Here is a 15,797-nt window from a genome sequence, read left to right as displayed (position 1 = left end):
TTTGACAGAGCTGTGCTTTTTATCATTTAACGATTTCTAATCTTCAACACATAATTTGCATTCAAAATGATCAAAACAACCCCAATGACCAAGATCGAGAAGAGTTGAGAGTGATTGGCTCCAAGGGAATACACAATCAAAATAAACATGGCACCGGTCAAGAGGATATTCATCATTTGATACGTGTGAAACAGTCCGCCAAGCATGACATGCTTTTCCCCTTCGTCTGAAATGGCGAGCAGCTTTTTACTATAGTCTTTGTCGGACGGATTTGGCAGATGGCGATTAGGATAGACAAGTGTAAGAACGGATATCGCTACATAAGAACTGATAATGGTGACGATAAATAAAGCAGCATTGACCAGAATCAACCAGAGGGGCTGCTCGGTGACGATGGTTATACCGATGGCAATAATGGACAAAATCGTACTCACCGTATTGGCTAATGTCGAATCAGTAAAGGTCCGATATTGCTTTGCCTCCAGTTCATCTTCCTCATCTCCAGAGACCGAAAGAGACACTCTTTTTTTCAGACGTGAAATCCCTGAAAAACAATAAACAATCAATAAAATTGTCACTCCACTGATAACAAGAGTCGCTTCAAATGCAATATCAAGAAGTGTCATCTCAAATTCGGCTGCCAGCAGACAGTAAGCACCGAGAAAGCCAAGGAGAGCACCTAAGAGCATTTTGTATACAGTTTTCATGATAGTTCATCCTCCTCGAATAGAAAAATATGTTCAATGGGTTCCTGAAAAATTCGTGAAAGCTTAACAGCGAGCAAGAGAGACGGCATTAATTCATCACGTTCCATTAAGCTGATGGTTTGACGAGAGACCTTTGCACGTTTCGCAAGCTCAGTTTGGTTTAAACCATCACGCGCACGAAGCTCTTTTAACCGATTTTTCATTCTGTCACCTCAAGTTTTAATTGAAATCTTTCCTTGATTGTAAAGCATTATATTCAATTTGACAAGTAAAGTTGTCAAATTGATAAAAATAATTGTCAGAAAGATCATCTTTATTGAAAAGGTGAACCATGATACGCTAAAGGAAAGAGAAACAGAAAACAGGTGATGGCCGTGTTCATTGATCAATTAAAAAATGACTTACATCAATCACAACCGTTGTTCATTGGAGAAGAGACAGCGTTCAAAGCAGCAGTCCTGATCCCTTTAGTACAAGTAAATGGAGAATGGCATATATTATTTGAGGTACGATCGCTGACCATGAGAAAACAGCCGGGGGATATTAGCTTTCCTGGGGGCAAGCTCGACGGCAGCGAAACAGCACAGGAGGCTGCACTGCGAGAAACACATGAAGAGTTGGGCATTCCGCCAGAATCGGTCGATGTCCTTGGACAGCTCAGTCCTTATATCGCTTCTCCATCCTTCGTCGTATACCCATATGTCGGTATCATTGATGAGCAAAAAGTGAAACACTCCTATAATCAAGAAGAAGTAGAAGAGACCTTTACCGTGCCTCTATCATGGCTCAGCCAATATGAGCCGTACCTACATCATGTATCCGTTCAGCCAACACCAGGAGAGGACTTCCCTTATGAAAAAATCATGAATGGTGAAAAATACAGCTGGGGGAGCCGTTCAATCGAGGAATGGTTTTATGATTACGAAAACTACACCATATGGGGATTAACAGCCCGCATATTAAAGCATTTTGTATCTGTTGCAAAAAGAAATTCCTAGAGAATCGCTCTCTAGGAATTTGTTGTATTCAGCCGTTCCTGCGCTGTTTGTTTTCCTTTATCAATTGGAATAGGCGCTCTCGCTTGGCTCAGTCCGTAGGAAGGCATGTTCACGTAGATGGATTCATACGAGCCGGCTTGAATTTGATATGTTTCATGATAAATGCCGACCGCATCATTATTTCGTGCCATTTGGTTAAATCTTTTCCAAGCAGCCAAATGCTTCTCCATCTTGGCATAGGCAAGGAGGTCATCTGTTGATTTCCAATATTGAATCATCGCTGTCGTGCGTAATCCAAAGTAATTCTCTGTTCCAAGAAACCCTAGCTCCTCTTGATGGGTATACAGCTCCTTGATCATGCCAGGCATCGCCATGAACACAGGCATCCATTGATGAATGGCCCAGCGTTTGTTGATCCTCATTCCGATAATGAACACCACAATCGAATCAGAATTGTCCGTTGTAAATCTGCCAGCACGTATGTCTTTTTTCATTCATTTACCCTTCCTTCTTCATCGAATGGAATGTCTCCACGCACCAATCAATTCCAGCTTGAGCCACTCTTTTCCCATAATCTAAAGTAAACAGCCAATACTTCGCATCCGCTTCATCTGGGTACAGCTCTTGAATGTTTTGTTCAATCGCAACATATGTCTCATAACGAATACGGAGCTGCCTCTCATAATCCTGTAAAAGCGCTAGTTTTTTCTCAAACGAAAGATATTGACCGAAGAATAATTTTAATAACACCTCATTCCGCTCTGTTGGTAACTGATCGAGCGGCTGCGCCAGCCATTCTCTTAACGTGTCCAGTCCTTTTTCAGTCAAATGATATTCCCGCTTGTCTGAGCGACCAGAGCTAGCAGCAGGTGAAACCTCCGCAAGGCCTTCCTCGACTATTAGCTTTAAAGCTGGATAAATTTGTCCATAACTGATTTTCCAAAAATGATGCAAGCTCCTATCAATTAATTGCTTCACTTCGTACCCTGACTTACAATCTGTCGTTAAAATACCTAAAATCGCATACGTCGTATCATTGTATTTTTTCATATCAGCACACCTATCTAAAAGATATATCATTTAGATATATAATATATGATGGGGAGTGGCAGATACAAGGGGTTGTTGAAAAATAAATTCGATAAAGGAGGTGACTCACTCATATATTGATAGAAAAAATGAAATTCTGTCGGTGGAGGTATGTATGAATAGATCGAAAATCTGGATCGTGGCAATTCTAGCGGTACTAATCATGGGTGCTGTCAGCTGGATAGCATATCAAGCAAATGCAAAAAAGAGTGTATTGAATCAATCTTACGCCTTTGCATATAAGACCAAGAATCATGTGAACTGGTTCAAAGTAACGGAGAAAAAAGGGAAAGTAACAGGTCATCTGAATGAAACCATTTTGGAGGAAAACCCAAAAAGGCATTTTGATCCTAATCTATTTATCAACAAATATAAATTAACCGGCAAAACGATTGAAAACGGTTACGAATTTCAAGTGAAGCAAGGGAAAAAGACGGTCACATATGAAGTTCACCTTGCTGAAAAAGATCTTTCTGTGAGAAAACAAGGTGAAAAACAAAGCATCACATACAAAGCAGTTGATCAAACAAAACTACGTGCTGTTCAAAAGGACATTCATGACCTATATGAAGAACTGATGGAGGACACTGAAAATAGATTTCATGATTATGTAAGAAACTTCATTAAGAAAGTAACAGGCGCTTATGGTTATCTGTATACGGCGGAGGATGGTTCATACCAGCTATTTCTAAAAGTAAAACGAATGTATATGCAGTCTGAATGGGCAGGTTCTTTTCTGATGAGAACGGTCCCAGGAGATGGTGGAGCACCTTATAAAGAAACGAAACATACAGCCGGGGGTGTTTCAGATGGGATAATGTTTGATTTGAGTACTTATCCTGCAATTGAAAAGGGTTTTATTTTAGGGGAAACTGACCGAGACGCAACATCAATTAGATTTCCCTTTAAAATGGCAGGCGGTACAATAGAATTTAAAGCTGTCACGAAAGAGGAATATCAAGAGCAAACGGAAGCATTTAAAAAGCAGGCTGAAGAAAAGAAAAAATAGATCGTATTGGACCAGGTGAATAAGGGTTAATAACATATCTGAATTCTCCATGAAAAAAAGGATATTATTTGCATAGATGTAAGATATAATTACTAAAATACTTATCTAAATTTTCTAGTATCTATTTTTAAGTGAATAAGAATTTAGTTGAATATATGGTAAAATATTGTTGATGTTGATTTCTCAAATTAAATATTAGAGGAGGTACGTATGAGCAAATTGAAAATCTGGGTCGTGTCTATCCTAGCCGTACTCATCTTGGGTGGAGGCGGCTGGACAGCATATCAAGCAATCGCACAAAAAAATTCATTGAATCATTCCTATGCATTTGCGTATAAAACTAAGGATAGACTGAACTGGTTCGAGATATCTGAGAATAAAGGCAAAGTAACAGGTCATTTGAATGAAAGCTATATAGAAGAAATTTGGTGGGACCCTCAATTATATAAAAAACAATATGTCATAACCGGCCATTCAAAAGAAAATGGGTATGAATTTCAAATGAAAAAAGGAAAAGAAACGATCATATACGAAGTTCATTTTTCGGGGAAAAACCTTTCTGTGAAAAAACAAGGCGAGAAGCAAAGCACGATTTATAAAGCAATCAATCAAAAAAAGCTAGGAACGTATCAAAAAAAGATTCAAAATCGACATCAAAATCTAGTTGATTCATCAGAAACTAGATATTATGAAAATATGAGACACTTCAGGGATAAAGTGGCGAAAGTATATGGTTTTCTATATACGGCAGAGGATAAACAACTATTTTTACAAGTGGAAAGCATGCATGTTGAGAATGGATGGGACGGCTCCTTTTTAATAACAACTGTTACTGAAGAAGGTTGTAAGCCCTATAAAGAAATGAAAATAGAGGTCGGGGGCTTTACTGATGGGGCAGGATTTTTCGAAATGAGCTATGATCCTATAATTGAAGATGGTGTCATTATAGGTTCGACTGATCGAGATGCAAAATCAGTAAAGCTGCCAATTAAAAAGACAGACGGTACAGTAGAGTTAAAAGCTTTCACGAGGAAGGAATATAAAAAACTCCCTAAACCATATATCATGACAGGCGATTCAATAGAGTTAAAAGCTGTCACGAAAAAGGAGTATGAAAAACAAGCGAAAGCATTTAAAAAGAGGGCAGAAGAAAAGAAAAAATAGATGAATTTAAACCAGATGAGTGAATCAACTTATCTGGTTTTTTGTGGAGAAAAATATTGTTGATTGATGATAGAAGGAACAAAAGAGTAGAAGGTTTCCTATAAGTGAATAGAGAAAAGCATTTTAGGTATATAGACCCTAATAATTTTTAGAAAAATAAATGTTGACGCTTTCATATAATGCGTATATACTAAAAACAAATCCAATATGAATAAATTAGACATGTGACTGGTCATGCAGGCAGGATCTAAAAACGATGAATTTTTCTTTTATTTGTCGTTTTAGGTCCTTTTTTTGTTGCCAAAATATAGGTCTCGTGTATGAGAAAAGGGGGAGAAAAAATGAATTACACACAAGTTGCCAAAGACGTTTTACAGCATGTAGGTGGCAAAGAAAACATTGCGCACCTTGAGCATTGTTCAACAAGACTTCGCTTCACACTCATTGATCAGAAAAAAGCAGATGTACCAGCACTGGAAAAAACACCGGGTGTCATAGCTGTCAGAATGACAGGACAATGCCAAGTAGTCATTGGGAATGACGTCATTGAAGTGTATCAAAAGGTAACAAATTTAATAGGCAGCAGTTCATCAAGCCAAGACGTGCCATCCAATCAGCCAAAAGAAAAAAGAAAAGCAGGCACAGTTCTGTTAGATTTCATTGTCGGTGTCTTTCAGCCGCTTGTACCAGCTATCGCAGGCGGAGGAATTTTAAAATCATTTCTTCTCCTTTTCTCTTTATTAGGCTGGATGGATGCAAAGGGACAAACCTATCAAATACTGAACATGGTAGGTGACGCACCACTTTACTTTCTGCCTTTACTAGTTGCTGTAACGACGGCGAATAAACTAAAAGTAAACCCACTGGTCGCACTATCAGCAGTCGGTGCGCTTCTTCTGCCGAACATGACGGCGATGCTTACAGAAGGTGCACAATTACTGTCATTCGATGTGAAAAATATAGCTTATGCGTATCAAGTGTTTCCGGCAATCCTTTCTGTATTGCTTTACGCGCAAATGGAAAAATTCTTTACACGGTTTTCACCAAAACCAATTCGGATTTTCTTCGTTCCGATGATGTCATTGGTCATTACTGTACCAGTTACGCTACTTCTGTTAGGACCGATTGGTTTTACAGCGGGGCAAGGTTTTTCATCTATTATTCTTTCGATGTTTAATACGGTAGGCTGGGTAGCTGTCGCCATTTTAGCAGCGGTCCTCCCATTCATGGTGGCATCAGGCATGCATAAAGCAATGGTTCCTTATGCAGTCACAACGATGGGAACCCTTGGGAAAGAAGCACTTTATTTGCCGGCATCACTTGCGCATAATATTGCGGAAAGTGGAGCGTGTTTCGCTGTGGCACTTCGAACAAAAGACAAGGTACTTAGATCAACAGCCATTTCGGCAGGGATATCAGCCTTTTTTGGCATCACAGAGCCAGCGTTGTATGGTGTGACACTGCAAAATAAGCGAGTTCTAGGAAGTGTCATGATTGGTTCGTTTGTTGGCGGAATTTTCATTGGATTAGTTGGTATACAAGCCTTTGTGCTTGTTGGCCCTGGTTTAGCAAGCATGTCGATGTTTATATCAGATGAGCTACCGCGAAATCTGATGTTTGCTATCATTGGAGCGGTCATTTCGTTTATTGTCGCCTTTATCGCTGCTTTTGTATTAGGTAAAGATCGAACAGTAGAAGAAAAGACAAAGGACCAAGCTGGGTTTGCTGAAAAAATTGGAGCAGGCGAAACATTCAAGAGCCCTGTGATTGGCCAAATGATCTCTCTATCTGAAGTGAAAGATGATATTTTCTCTTCAAAGGTCATGGGAGAAGGAATTGCCATTGTACCTTCAAAAGGAGCACTTTATGCACCTGTAGATGGAGAGGTAACCTTGCTGTTCGAAACAAACCATGCACTTGGTATGAAAACGGACCATGGAGTTGAAGTATTATTCCACATCGGCATTGACACCGTTCAGTTGGAAGGGCAGTATTTCCATCCAAAAGTACAGGCTGGAGATCGTGTTCAAGCGGGTGATTTATTGATTGAATTTGATCTAGAAAAAATCATGGAAGCAGGATATGATCCAGTAACACTTGCTGTAGTCACAAATACAGATCAATATGATATTAAGGTACAGCCATTACAAGAGGTCAATCGTCAAGATACATTGATGGTTGTTACACAATTAGGAGGCTAATCATATGACAAAAATCAAAGGTTTTCCAAAAGGATTTTTATGGGGCGGCGCCATTGCTGCTAACCAGGCAGAAGGCGCCTGGAATATAGATGGAAAGGGGCCGTCTGTTGCAGATATTGCAATGTACCGTTCCAACTTGAGTGTAGAAGATTATGAAGGCCATCTTGCAGTTACCACTGAAAATATAGATCGTGCGATGAAAGATCCAGACGATAAAAAATACCCAAAACGCAGAGGTGTCGATTTCTATCATCACTATAAAGAGGATTTGGCTCTCTTTGCTGAAATGGGATTTCAAACACTTCGAATTTCTATTGCATGGAGTCGTATCTTCCCTACTGGAGAAGAAGCGGAACCGAATGAAAAAGGGCTGCAATTTTACGATCGTGTATTTGCAGAAATGAAAAAACACAACATAGAACCGATCGTGACTCTCTCTCATTATGAAATGCCTTTAGCCCTTAGTGTGAAATATAACGGCTGGGTTGAAAGAAAAGTAATTGACCTCTTTGTGAAATTCGCCAATGTTTGTTTCGAACGTTATAAAGATGATGTGAAATATTGGCTTACCTTTAATGAAATTGATAGTATTCACCGCCACTCTTTCATTACAGCGGGAATTATTCCTGATCGCTGCCCAGAAGGAAAAGTAGAAGAGACGGTGTACCAAGCACTTCATCATCAATTTGTCGCATCTGCTCTCGTAACAGCAGATTGCCATCGTATCATCCCAGGCAGTCAGGTAGGATGTATGCTGACAAAATTGACAACGTATCCGCATACGTGCCACCCGAATGATGTAGAACAAGCTTTGAAACAAAACTTAGAAAACTATTTCTATGCAGATGTTCAGGTGTTTGGCGAGTATCCGCCACTGATCAAGCGTATGCTTGAGAGAAAAGATATTCATATTCATATGGAAGCAGATGATCTTACCATTTTAAAAGAAAACACAGTAGATTTTATCTCATTTAGCTACTATATGTCTTTAACGGAATCAGCCCAAGAAGGATTAGAAGAGACAGAAGGGAATACCATTCGTGGAGTCAAAAACCCTTATCTTCCTTCAACTGATTGGGGCTGGCAAATTGATCCGGTTGGTCTGAAAATTTCTTTGATCGAATTGTATGATCGCTATCAAAAACCTCTTATCATTGTCGAGAACGGCATGGGTGCAAAGGATGTAGTTGAAAGTGATGGCTCAATCCATGACGACTATCGTATTAACTATTTCAAAGAGCATTTCCGTCAGATGAGAGAAGCTATTGAAGAAGGCGTCGATCTCTTTGGATATACGAGCTGGGGCTCGATTGATATTATTAGTGCAGGTACATCACAAATGTCAAAACGTTACGGCTTCATTCACGTAGATCAAGATGATGACGGGAACGGGACATTAAAACGATCTCGAAAAGACTCATTTTATTGGTACCAAAAAGTCATTGAGACAAATGGTGAATCGCTTGATTGAACACCACAATCATGAAAACAGGTGATGACGATGTTTAAAATCAAAAAAGTTTTAAACTCGAGCGTGGTCCTGGCTGAAGATCAGAACCAACAGGAGATGGTTTTGTTCGGCCGAGGAATTGGCTATGGCCAGAAACCAGGTCAAATGATAGAAGAGAAAAAAGCGGACCAAGTCTTTATGTCAGTCGATAACATGAGAGCAAAAGAATTTCTTCAATTGTTAGATTCAATGGCTCAGGAGTTTATCGATTTAACTCAGCAAATCGTCCAATATGCAGAAAAACGTTTAAACTCAACTTTAAATTCAGGTGTTTATTTTACCTTAATGGATCATTTGAATTTTGCAGTGGAACGTCATAAAAAGAATATTAATATTACGAATCGTGTGTATTGGGAAATCAAAAATTACTATACAGAAGAATTTGAAGTAGGGAACTACGCACTTGAGTTAGTCAATGACACATTGGGCATACAATTACCAAAAGAAGAAGCTGCCAATATCGCCTTTCACTTGATTAATGCATTAGGTGAAGAGTCCGAGTCCAAAGATGGTATGAAATACGCCAAGATGATCGGAAGTATTGTTAATCTTGTGCGCTATACGTTGAATATGAAAATGGATCAAGAGAATATTCATTACAGTCGGTTCATTACACATGTGAAATTCTTTGTAGAGAGATTTTATGCTGATAAATTATTATCAGATCAGGAAAATGAGTTATTTGAACAAATTGCACATTTATATCCTCAAGCGATGGATGTTGCTTTTAAGATCAAAGATTATATTAAACAGGTGCATAGTATCATCATTCCTAATGATGAGCTTACTTATCTTGCGGTACATATACACCGCCTTATTTCTTATCAGCAACTAAAATAAATGTGGAACCACTTGCCTTGATGAGGCGAGTGGTTCTTTATTTCAAATGTTTATATTAAGTTCCGATAGGTCGTTCTGTTGTACCATTTTCATCATTTAATGAATTGAAAGTCCCTGTTTGTCCTAAAACAACGATGGTCAAAGTGATAATCAATAAACTCATTTTTTTCATTAGAATTCCCCCAGTCAATGATAGGATGTTTCATGCGATCAGCTTCCTTTAAAAAGAGATAGGCTTGATGAATTGCTCCCAGCTCTTCAAAGTGTTTTGCTGCTAACGCACTTAATTCACAGACTCCTTCAGCATCTTTTAATTTTTTAAGAATGCTGATTTCATCGAAACAGGCTTGAGCTTTTTGAGCCATATCTTCAGTGAAATATAGATGGTAAAGCAAATTCATTTTTGCTGTATAGATGGGGCATTTCTCTGATTCATGTTTTTGGTTAACCAATTCGAAGTAATAGAGAGCTTGTGTCCTTTCATCGATAGAGAGTAGCTCCTTCATTAACATGTACATGGAGTGATGGAAGTAACACGATGAGAAATAGTCTTCGTCACTAAGAGCCTTTTCTAGGGCATCGATACATTTTTTTGATTCGCCAGCTTCGGCATACAAAATGCTGATATTATGATAAAGCTGTGATGTTAGAAAATGATCGTTTAGACTGTCTGCGATGTGTAATGCTTTTTTGTAGTAATTTTCTGCCCTTATAAAGTCGCAAATGTCCATATAATTAGCAGCGGCGATGACAAAGGCTGCAGCTAGTCTTCTTTCATATCCTTCATGGCTTTTGAAAATATCAATAGCATTCTGAATGTAGTGTAGAGAAATTAGGCTTTGACGAAGCAGCATATATAAGTTGGCAATTTTCGTATGGAATTCTGCTACTTCTATTTCATCAGGAATGTGTTGTAGTTTTTTCTCGGCAATTTTAAACAGTCCAATGGCTGATGCATAGTCTCTTTTATATGACGCGTAAAGGGCTTTGTATAGGTAAAAATAGTATTCAATTAAGTCGTTTGTTTTAGAGGGGCAATCTGGCTCTAGCTGTTCCTTCAGTTTCGTACCTCTTCGTTCATATAACATGAGCTTATACTTGCCTTCTAGCAATGAGTAATAGGTCAAGACCTCCTGATTCTCTTCCATTTTTTGAAGTAATTCCTTTACTTCTGTATACATTGCTTTTGCACTGTGTACATCATGCTTGCGAATTGCAATTCTCCAATCATTTAAACGATTCCCCACCTGTTCAGCAGAAATGATAGCCATGGAAATTTCACCTCTTTAAGATCCTTTCACCTGTTTCATAAAAAACGATATCACAATTTTTGGTAAAATATAATCGTTTCGGTGAGGCGATTGACAAGGGGTAATAAAAAGGACCTAAGGTCATGTGATGTACGATATTGTAAGGGAGAATGCTTGTTAACACAAATGAATAAAATCTCTTTTTAGAAATCTAAAAAAGGGTTATATACAACGGGTTTTAAGATAATGTACGAAAATACCGCTCATATATTTGATATAAAGAAATTTTAGCTATTTAAGAGGGGAAATGGAAGGTCGATCTAGGAAAGAAAATCAGGTATGATGTTGCTAGATCATGAGATAAGAAACTGATAGATGACGACAAAAGTAAGTATTAAACACAAACTCCGACCTTTAAGAAAGGATGTTGAAATGAAAAAAAGATTTCAAAGCTTAAACAGACAAATCACAGTCATTATCACGACTCTGTTACTTGTTTTAGTGACTCTATATATGTCAAAGAGATACTTTTATAGCAAAGAAATTGAGCTGTTGATAGAATCTTGTCAACAAGCTGGCGGCAAAATCATCTTAGAAACAAATAGTTTGTCTATGGATTACTCGTTTGAGTGCCAGAAAAAGTAGAACAGGCAGTTTCTGCCTGTTTGTACTCAAATTAAAAACCTAAATCTTGCAGCCAATGATTTAATCTCATTTCTCGTTTCTCGACAGTTGAATGATCATATCTTCCTAATTGTAAACTGTCTGCCATTTCTCCGTCATTCATAAACATGATTCTTTCAGAACGAAGAGCCACCTTGGGGTCATGTGTAACAAGTAGCAGTGTTGCTCCTTCAGAGTGGATTCTTGAAAAAATATTCATTACTTCCTTTGTTGTACTGGAATTAAGAGCACCTGTAGGTTCATCAGCGAAAAGTATATCTGGTTCATTCATGAGCGCTCGGCAGATAGCGGCTCTTTGAAGCTGTCCTCCCGATACTTCTGTCAAATATCTATTTGCCAAATGATCAATTTCAAGTTTTTCCATTAAATATTGAGCTCGTTCATTCACTTTTTGTCTTGGCTTTTTCTTTGCTAAATAAGCTGCTGCAATGATGTTGTCAAATAGATTAAGTTTTTTTAATAAGTGGCTGTGCTGAAAGACAAATCCCATCTCAGTTAAGCGCAGAGCACTTAACTGTTTTTCTGTCATTTCTGATAGTGTTCGGCCTTTATATTTGATCTCTCCTGTTGAAGCTGTTTCTATGCCGCTAAGCTGATAAAGTAAGGATGTTTTTCCACATCCAGAAGGTCCCATAATGGTCACGAATTCCCCGCGCTTTATCGATAAATGAATATCCTTAAGAATCGTTTGTTTCTGTCCTTTTAATGAATTGATATGCAATGACAATCGCTTCGTTTCAATCAAGTGTTCCATGTGAAACAACTCCTTATTAAAGTGTATGCCTTGTCGTTTGGCTAGAAAAAAACGTCTTCAATAACCAGGCGATCAAAGCTAAATTGACAATAAATAGTATGAGTGGATACACAACCGACACCCATTGCGATGACAGCCACTGGAGGCTCGACGCCCCTAATGATGCTCCACCTATACTCATCAAAGCAGGACCAATTGTATTGACCGCGATTGTTCCAATAAAGGCGCCAAAAGAGAGAACAACAATAAAACTTGTTATATATTGTGCTGTTATATCTGTTATAGAAAACCCAATTGTTCTTAACATGTTGTTCCGGCTTGAATCTTTAGCTTTTAACATGTGCAAGAACATGAACAGCATTAAGCTGGCGGTCCCAAAAGCAGCTAATGTAGCAAAAAATGCAACGACTTTTACGATAGCTGCTGTGCTGCCGATCGTTTGATGAACGTATTCTTTCATATCTGTCACTTTTGCAGGAGATACCTTTTTTTCAAATATCGCCTTTTTCTCTGCAATATTTACTCCTGGTTTTAGTTGGATTTGAATGGTTTTCCAAAGAGCTGATTGAGGAAATGGCTGTGATATTGCTTTTGCTGTTTTGCCTCCATTGGTGACGTCCTGATAAATACCTGTCACCGTTCTTTGGGTTTCATGCCCGTTAGTTACGAGAGTGATTCTTTCTCCTATCTTTTTCTGAAGTGAATCTGCATTTAACACGGATAAGGCAATTTCATCATTCTTTAAAGGCTGCCGGCCTTGTAAATAGGTGAGGGGAAATGCTGAGAGCTCACCTGTTTCTAAATAGAGCGTTTCTAATGAATTCTCCTTTGATTTCGCCTGAAGAGAAGCAGTCTCATAGATGGCTGCTGTTTGAATGCTCCGATCTTCACGAATCATTGATTCTATTTCGTTTGTATTTTTCGTTAGTTGATTTCCTTGGCGTATATCAATTCGAAGGTCACTTTTACCCGAGCCAAGGTAGGTGATGAAATTCGGTGATTGTAAGGTATGCCATAGCTGAATAGGCATCAGCATTAAAAATGTACAAAGTGCAATAATACAAGTAATCGTTGTGTACAACTTCTTTCGTGATATCAGGTCTTTTAAACCAAGCCAAATATGGATTGGTAAGAACCTGCTTTTCTTGAGGTGCATAGGTATTTTTTTCTTATGATTCGATGAATGGATACCACCTTGAAGGGCTTGAGCAGCTGATATTTGACCAAACTTTCTTAGGACAGCATAGCTGCAAGAGATGACGATCATTGCTGTCACAATAGAAACAAAAAGCGGGATTAACAAATGATCAAAAGAAGGCTGATTCCCCATGTATTGCTGAATATTGGCCGTAAACATATCACCAAATATAAGTGTTAACACATAGCCTGCTATACATCCTGCACAAGCAAGCACGGCATACTTTCCAACGTATAATTGCTTAATTTTTGTTAAAGGAATCCCAAGTACCTTCAGTATGCCAATTTCACGTTCATCTTCTTCTATAGAAGCCGTCATAGCAAGATGGAGTGAGAGAAGGGCTATACTAATGAGCAGCAGGCAAACAAGCAAAAGAATGGCAATCACCATTCCATCTGTCAATGCGTTCAGCATGCGCAGCAAAGGCAGTGTGACAGCTGGGCCTTGTTGTGGCATCTGTGATGATTGATAGATTGCTTGAAAAGCATCTGTCTGCGCGGCATCATGCAGTAAAAATTCGATTAAGTACTCTTTTTGTTGAAACACTTGATTTATTGCGTCCCAATCCTCGTTATGAAGAAGAAATCTTTTTGAACTGACTAGACTGGGGTTCATTTGTGCATCTCGCAAGAACGCTTTAATGCGAAAGGTGAATTGATTAGCTCCTTTCTCAATCAGTAATGTTTCACCTATGTTGAGATGATACTTTTGTTGAAAATAAATTGGGACAGCCACTTCACCTTTATTGACAATGAGCTTCTCGTTTTGTTGATTTAAAAGAAAATCAAAATTGCGATTTTGCTTCACAAATAAATGATCCATCACACCTGCTTTGGCAGGCTCATGTCCGAACCTGATGTTTGCATGTTCAATTGGTATCATAGGGACGATTTGATGAGCTTTTACCATGGACTGCTTACTTGAAAATGCTTCAATGTCTTTTTCATTTAGGTCGCCGTCATGCATTTGGACAAAGTCTGGCGCTTTAGCAGAATGGAGCAGGCCAGAAATGGACCCATTCAGCTGTACTGTCATTTGAGCGGCACTTGCTGCGAGAAATGAAGTCATCATGATGCAAATAGTTAAACCAATTGAAATAAGACGGTGGCGGGTTAAGTCTTTCTTTATAAAGGCGAATCTCATGAGGCTGATTCCCCTTCATGTTGAAGCATATTTTTTGTTAGGTAGGCTAGGGCAAACATGAAAACACTGACGATTAACACAGTCACATACATGTTGGCTGAAAACGTATTAAACAAGAACCCATACATCATTTGACCAAGCGGAACTGCACATTGAGAAACCATTGTTAGATTGGCCATCACTTTTCCTAATTGCTGATTTGGAGTTTTCTTTTGAATATGTGATATCACAACGACCGAGATCATTGTAAGCAGCATAGCAATTGGAAGACATCCTGCTAAAAAGAGAAAATAAGCTGGATAAGTGCCAAATTGTAGAGCCATAGTCGATGTTGAGAACGCCACAGGCAGTAGGATGATGGCGATGACAAGCATCCAGCGATATAAAGTAGGAATGCGCCAATGCTTCGCTACGAGTCCAACTAGCAGAGCACCTGCGATGACAGCGAACTCAATCAAGCCCATTCCTACTCCATACATGATGTCACTGGTTTTCATTGTAACCCTTAAAATGATTGGGCCACCTACGATAAAAAATGGTGTAAGGATGAAATTTAACATTGCAGCAAGCAGCATGGTTCTTTTTAGAAACGGCTGGCTGCTGATATAAGAAAATCCTTGTTTCATATCTTTTATGAGCACTTTGCCCATAGAATCTGTCAGCGGACTAGAGGAGAAGGGTATTTTTAATCGTAAGAGCATGCACGCAGATAGGAAAAATACGATGGCACTGGCACCTATAATGAATTGACTTCCAATCATTCCGTATAGAACACCACCGATAACAGGTGCGAGAACACCTGAAAGTGCCTGAACGCCATTGACGATGCCGTTCGCTTGTTCTAATTGATCTTCTTTCACTAGCTGTGGAATGCTGGACATCACAGTAGGTGCATAGAACGTACTCATCACACCAAGAAGTATCATGACAGCTCCTATCATGTAGAGTGAATCATTTCCAGATAATAACCAGAAATAAAAAGCAAGAATCATGATGCCGGCGAGGACGTCAAATAAAATCATCAAGTTCCTTCTGTTAAACCGGTCAGCGATTGCACCAGCTAATGGGGAGAGAAGGAACGGGATATTGGATAAAGCGAAAAGTAAGGCAAATAAATCAACTCGTTGTGTCATATCCAGCACATGTAAAGATAGAACAAATCGAATGAGAGAAGATCCGAAAACGGAAATAATCTGTCCGAGAACGAGGTAGATAAAGTGAGATGAATCTCTTTTGAATAATCCATTCAT

At 38.8% G+C, this 15,797-nt stretch carries 14 protein-coding genes; 6 read left to right on the top strand and 8 right to left on the bottom strand.

All coding sequences use genetic code 11. The annotated features are described in order from the left end of the window. Positions 1 to 26 precede the first annotated feature (26 nt). Complete coding sequence (locus NST59_RS18570) at positions 27 to 707, bottom strand: DUF3169 family protein (protein ID WP_341040902.1); 681 nt, start codon at positions 705 to 707, stop codon at positions 27 to 29. Then, positions 704 to 910, bottom strand: coding sequence for a helix-turn-helix transcriptional regulator (locus tag NST59_RS18565; RefSeq protein ID WP_075621412.1), 207 nt, complete (start codon positions 908 to 910; stop codon positions 704 to 706). Before NST59_RS18565 ends, NST59_RS18570 begins: the two co-directional genes overlap by 4 nt. A 171-nt stretch (positions 911 to 1,081) precedes the next feature. On the opposite strand from NST59_RS18565, the gene NST59_RS18560 reads away from it, so the two are divergent. Further along, entirely contained in the window at positions 1,082 to 1,705 is a 624-nt protein-coding gene (locus NST59_RS18560; protein ID WP_059377409.1) for an NUDIX hydrolase, read from the top strand. An 11-nt stretch (positions 1,706 to 1,716) separates the two neighbouring features. Here NST59_RS18560 and NST59_RS18555 read toward each other — a convergent pair whose 3' ends face one another. Continuing rightward, positions 1,717 to 2,199 carry a DUF4188 domain-containing protein gene (locus tag NST59_RS18555; RefSeq protein ID WP_151284957.1) on the bottom strand — a complete coding sequence of 161 codons (483 nt, stop codon included), beginning with the start codon at positions 2,197 to 2,199 and terminating at the stop codon, positions 1,717 to 1,719. A 4-nt stretch (positions 2,200 to 2,203) separates the two neighbouring features. Next, positions 2,204 to 2,755 carry a PadR family transcriptional regulator gene (locus tag NST59_RS18550; RefSeq protein ID WP_047203745.1) on the bottom strand — a complete coding sequence of 184 codons (552 nt, stop codon included), beginning with the start codon at positions 2,753 to 2,755 and terminating at the stop codon, positions 2,204 to 2,206. A 154-nt stretch (positions 2,756 to 2,909) separates the two neighbouring features. On the opposite strand from NST59_RS18550, the gene NST59_RS18545 reads away from it, so the two are divergent. The 5 genes from NST59_RS18545 to NST59_RS18525 all read left to right on the top strand — a co-directional run bounded on the left by NST59_RS18545 (position 2,910) and on the right by NST59_RS18525 (position 9,518). Then, positions 2,910 to 3,803, top strand: a complete 894-nt coding sequence (locus NST59_RS18545; RefSeq protein ID WP_059377339.1) for a hypothetical protein — start codon at positions 2,910 to 2,912, stop codon at positions 3,801 to 3,803. Between the two features lie 210 nt (positions 3,804 to 4,013). After that, entirely contained in the window at positions 4,014 to 4,967 is a 954-nt protein-coding gene (locus tag NST59_RS18540) for a hypothetical protein (RefSeq protein WP_039182737.1), read from the top strand. Between the two features lie 341 nt (positions 4,968 to 5,308). Further along, complete coding sequence (locus NST59_RS18535; RefSeq protein ID WP_039182734.1) at positions 5,309 to 7,168, top strand: beta-glucoside-specific PTS transporter subunit IIABC; 1,860 nt, start codon at positions 5,309 to 5,311, stop codon at positions 7,166 to 7,168. Between the two features lie 4 nt (positions 7,169 to 7,172). Further along, a complete protein-coding gene (locus NST59_RS18530; protein WP_059377333.1) occupies positions 7,173 to 8,639 on the top strand; it encodes a glycoside hydrolase family 1 protein in 1,467 nt (488 codons plus the stop codon). 30 nt (positions 8,640 to 8,669) lie between these two features. Further along, entirely contained in the window at positions 8,670 to 9,518 is an 849-nt protein-coding gene (locus tag NST59_RS18525) for a PRD domain-containing protein (protein WP_039182729.1), read from the top strand. A 92-nt stretch (positions 9,519 to 9,610) separates the two neighbouring features. Here NST59_RS18525 and NST59_RS18520 read toward each other — a convergent pair whose 3' ends face one another. From NST59_RS18520 to NST59_RS18505, 4 genes are all read right to left on the bottom strand, one after another. Next, a complete protein-coding gene (locus NST59_RS18520; RefSeq protein WP_039182727.1) occupies positions 9,611 to 10,789 on the bottom strand; it encodes a response regulator aspartate phosphatase in 1,179 nt (392 codons plus the stop codon). Between the two features lie 655 nt (positions 10,790 to 11,444). Beyond that, positions 11,445 to 12,206: an ABC transporter ATP-binding protein gene (locus NST59_RS18515; protein WP_039182724.1), complete on the bottom strand. Its 762-nt coding sequence runs from the start codon at positions 12,204 to 12,206 to the stop codon at positions 11,445 to 11,447. A 16-nt stretch (positions 12,207 to 12,222) separates the two neighbouring features. Next, on the bottom strand, positions 12,223 to 14,547 hold the full coding sequence (locus NST59_RS18510) for an FtsX-like permease family protein (protein ID WP_144489751.1): 2,325 nt from the start codon (positions 14,545 to 14,547) through the stop codon (positions 12,223 to 12,225). Further along, positions 14,544 to 15,797: an MFS transporter gene (locus NST59_RS18505; RefSeq protein WP_144489753.1), complete on the bottom strand. Its 1,254-nt coding sequence runs from the start codon at positions 15,795 to 15,797 to the stop codon at positions 14,544 to 14,546. Before NST59_RS18505 ends, NST59_RS18510 begins: the two co-directional genes overlap by 4 nt.

The organism is Bacillus sp. FSL R5-0439 (assembly GCF_038008805.1).
In the GTDB taxonomy this organism is placed as follows: Bacteria; Bacillota; Bacilli; order Bacillales; family Bacillaceae; genus Bacillus; species Bacillus safensis.
The sequence above is the reverse complement of the archived record's forward strand: the minus strand, read 5'-3'. Positions and strand labels throughout refer to the sequence as shown.

Excerpts from the sequence above, each read along its gene's own strand:
- NST59_RS18540 (WP_039182737.1), top strand. The coding sequence starts at position 4,014 with ATGAGCAAATTGAAAATCTGGGTCGTGTCTATCCTAGCCGTACTCATC.
- NST59_RS18570 (WP_341040902.1), bottom strand. The coding sequence starts at position 707 with ATGAAAACTGTATACAAAATGCTCTTAGGTGCTCTCCTTGGCTTTCTC.
- NST59_RS18555 (WP_151284957.1), bottom strand. The coding sequence starts at position 2,199 with ATGAAAAAAGACATACGTGCTGGCAGATTTACAACGGACAATTCTGAT.
- NST59_RS18510 (WP_144489751.1), bottom strand. The coding sequence starts at position 14,547 with ATGAGATTCGCCTTTATAAAGAAAGACTTAACCCGCCACCGTCTTATT.
- NST59_RS18565 (WP_075621412.1), bottom strand. The coding sequence starts at position 910 with ATGAAAAATCGGTTAAAAGAGCTTCGTGCGCGTGATGGTTTAAACCAA.
- NST59_RS18550 (WP_047203745.1), bottom strand. The coding sequence starts at position 2,755 with ATGAAAAAATACAATGATACGACGTATGCGATTTTAGGTATTTTAACG.
- NST59_RS18520 (WP_039182727.1), bottom strand. The coding sequence starts at position 10,789 with ATGGCTATCATTTCTGCTGAACAGGTGGGGAATCGTTTAAATGATTGG.
- NST59_RS18525 (WP_039182729.1), top strand. The coding sequence starts at position 8,670 with ATGTTTAAAATCAAAAAAGTTTTAAACTCGAGCGTGGTCCTGGCTGAA.
- NST59_RS18535 (WP_039182734.1), top strand. The coding sequence starts at position 5,309 with ATGAATTACACACAAGTTGCCAAAGACGTTTTACAGCATGTAGGTGGC.
- NST59_RS18515 (WP_039182724.1), bottom strand. The coding sequence starts at position 12,206 with ATGGAACACTTGATTGAAACGAAGCGATTGTCATTGCATATCAATTCA.
- NST59_RS18505 (WP_144489753.1), bottom strand. The coding sequence starts at position 15,797 with ATGAATGGATTATTCAAAAGAGATTCATCTCACTTTATCTACCTCGTT.
- NST59_RS18545 (WP_059377339.1), top strand. The coding sequence starts at position 2,910 with ATGAATAGATCGAAAATCTGGATCGTGGCAATTCTAGCGGTACTAATC.
- NST59_RS18530 (WP_059377333.1), top strand. The coding sequence starts at position 7,173 with ATGACAAAAATCAAAGGTTTTCCAAAAGGATTTTTATGGGGCGGCGCC.